Consider the following 2141-nt stretch of genomic DNA (forward strand, 5'->3'; position numbering starts at 1 on the left):
TTCACACATCGCGCGGCGCGTTCAAATGATGCGCGGTTTCTCTCTCCCATAGGGGCTTGCGGCTTCACACATCTTGATGCCGGTGCTGCGTGGATTGGGCGAAGCGCCGGGCGGCCCCCTCTCCCCACACATCTCGGGCTTGCCCGAGATGTGCAGCTCGGATGTCCAAGTCGGGCAGGCCCGACTTGGATGGGAGAGGGCTAGGGTGAGGGGCGTGACCTCTCCGGTGCGTTCTCATCCCTCACCCCGTCCCTCTCCCGAACGGGTGATTGGACCCGCGCCCATTTCGCATCGCGTGGAGCGATGTGTGAAGCCCCAAGCCCGCAGGGGGAACAGGGAGGGGCGCGCGGATGACGGGAGCCGGCCCCTCCGAATCCATCAGCCGGAAATCATATAACACCCGGTCTCATGGGTTATCACCCATGAGGTCCCGTGGGCGACCGCTGCTCCGCAGTCGCGGGGACCGAACCTCGGCGCATGGAGAAGCCGACCGGAGGCGGCTTGATCGTGCGTCGCGCGAGACCGGTGAGGTCAGGCCCGCAGGCGGGTCCGGACCTCGCCGAGGCTGGAGCGGACCAGGGCCTGGGCGGCCTCGCCCTGCATGCGCTCGCGCAGGATCGTCTCGGAGACCCGCACCGCCGCGTCGGCGGCCGCCGCCCGCACGTCGGCCTGCGCCTTGGCCTCGGCCTGGGCGATCTTGGTCTCGGCGGCCTTGGTGCGGCGACTGATGAAGTCGTTCAGGCGCTGATGGCCCTCGGCGGCGGCCCGCTCGGCCTCCGCGCGGGCGCTCGACACGATGGTCTCGGCCTCGCGCTCGGCCTCCGCGCGGCGGCGCTTGTAATCGGCGAGCACCGCGGCGGCCTCCTCGCGCAGGCGCTTGGCCTCATCGAGTTCGTGGCGGACGCGGGTCGCGCGCCCGTCGAGGCCCTTGGTCATGATCCCGAAGCCGCCGACCTTCCAGACGATCGCCATGAAGACGACGAAGGCGACCGCGACCCAGAATTCGGCTGTCATCAACATGGTGAGTCCCTCCGGCTCAGTGCGCGATCGCGGTGGAGTCGAGGGCGCGCGCGAGGCTCGCCTGATCCGGAACCTGTCCCGTCAGCCGCTCGACGATCGCGGCGGCCGTCTCGCCGGCGATCGCGCGGACGCTGCCCATCGCCGCCTCGGTGCGGCTGCGGATCGTGGCCTCAGAGGCGGCGAGCTTCTGGTTCAACTCGGCCTCCAGCGCCTTGCGCCGGGTCTCGGCCTCGGCGGCCAGGGTGTTGCGGGTGCCCTGCGCGATCTCGCGGGCCTTGCCCTGCGCGTCCCGGAGGGATTTCGCGTAGGCCTCGCCCGCGGCGTCCGCCTCCGCCTTCATCGCCTGCGCCTGGTCGAGGTCGGCCGAGAGGCGGGCGGCGCGCTCGTGCAGGATCGCCTGGATGCGGGGCAGGGCGATTTTGTCCATCAGCCAGTAGAGCAGGCCGAAGGCGAGCGCGAGCCAGATGAGCTGCGCGAGGAAGGTGTGCGTCTCGAAGGGCGGGAAGGCGGCGGCGTGGGCGGGCTCGGCGGCCCCGGCCGGAACCATGTGGACGTCCGAGCCGGGCGGCGGCGTGGTGAGGGAATTCGGCTGCGCCATGGCTCCGTCCGTACGATCTTCGAAAGAGAGGAGGCGCCCGCGCGAGGGGCGGGGCGCGCACCGGGTTGCTCGGTCTGCGCCGCCGCGCCGGAGGGCGCCGCGGCGGTCGTCCCGCCTCAGACCGCGAAGAGCAGGAGCAGGGCGATCAGCAGCGAGAAGATGCCGAGCGCTTCCGTGAGCGCGAAGCCCAGGAGCAGCGTGGCGCGCTGGCCGTCGGCGGCAGACGGGTTGCGAAGGGCGCCCGCGAGGAACTGGCCGAACAGGTTGCCGAGGCCGATGCCCGCGCCGGCCATGCCGAGGCAGGCGAGGCCGGCGCCGATGTACTTCGCAGCAACGGGATCCATGTAAAAACTCCTGAAGTGTCTTGAGCGTGCGTCGTGCGCCGCGGGTGGAGCCGGCCGTCAGTGGCCGGGGTGAAGGGCGTCGTTCAGGTAGATCGCCGTCAGCGTCGCGAAGACGTAGGCTTGCAGCGCCGCCACGAGGAATTCGAGGGCGGTCAGCGCGATCGTCAGGAACAGCGGGA

Annotated in this window: 3 protein-coding genes and 1 pseudogene; all 4 read right to left on the reverse strand. The window is 70.9% G+C overall.

Features of this window, described 5'->3' with window-relative positions; translation table 11 throughout:
• Positions 1 to 531: 531 nt before the first annotated feature.
• Positions 532 to 1017: an ATP F0F1 synthase subunit B gene (locus ACFE8Y_RS21700; RefSeq protein WP_375466434.1), complete on the reverse strand. Its 486-nt coding sequence runs from the start codon at positions 1015 to 1017 to the stop codon at positions 532 to 534.
• Positions 1018 to 1036: 19 nt separating this feature from the next.
• Positions 1037 to 1618, reverse strand: coding sequence for a F0F1 ATP synthase subunit B' (locus ACFE8Y_RS21705; protein ID WP_375466433.1), 582 nt, complete (start codon positions 1616 to 1618; stop codon positions 1037 to 1039).
• A 116-nt stretch (positions 1619 to 1734) separates the two neighbouring features.
• Complete coding sequence (locus ACFE8Y_RS21710) at positions 1735 to 1962, reverse strand: F0F1 ATP synthase subunit C (protein WP_007566773.1); 228 nt, start codon at positions 1960 to 1962, stop codon at positions 1735 to 1737.
• Positions 1963 to 2019: 57 nt separating this feature from the next.
• Positions 2020 to 2141, reverse strand: a pseudogene (locus ACFE8Y_RS21715) (F0F1 ATP synthase subunit A); the annotation flags it as partial.

Origin of the sequence: uncultured Methylobacterium sp. (assembly GCF_964242245.1) — a bacterium.
In the GTDB taxonomy this organism is placed as follows: domain Bacteria; phylum Pseudomonadota; class Alphaproteobacteria; order Rhizobiales; family Beijerinckiaceae; genus Methylobacterium.

What these genes read in the sequence shown, in the direction of transcription:
- ACFE8Y_RS21705 (WP_375466433.1), bottom strand. Translation starts at nt 1,618, where the DNA reads ATGGCGCAGCCGAATTCCCTCACCACGCCGCCGCCCGGCTCGGACGTC.
- ACFE8Y_RS21710 (WP_007566773.1), bottom strand. Translation starts at nt 1,962, where the DNA reads ATGGATCCCGTTGCTGCGAAGTACATCGGCGCCGGCCTCGCCTGCCTC.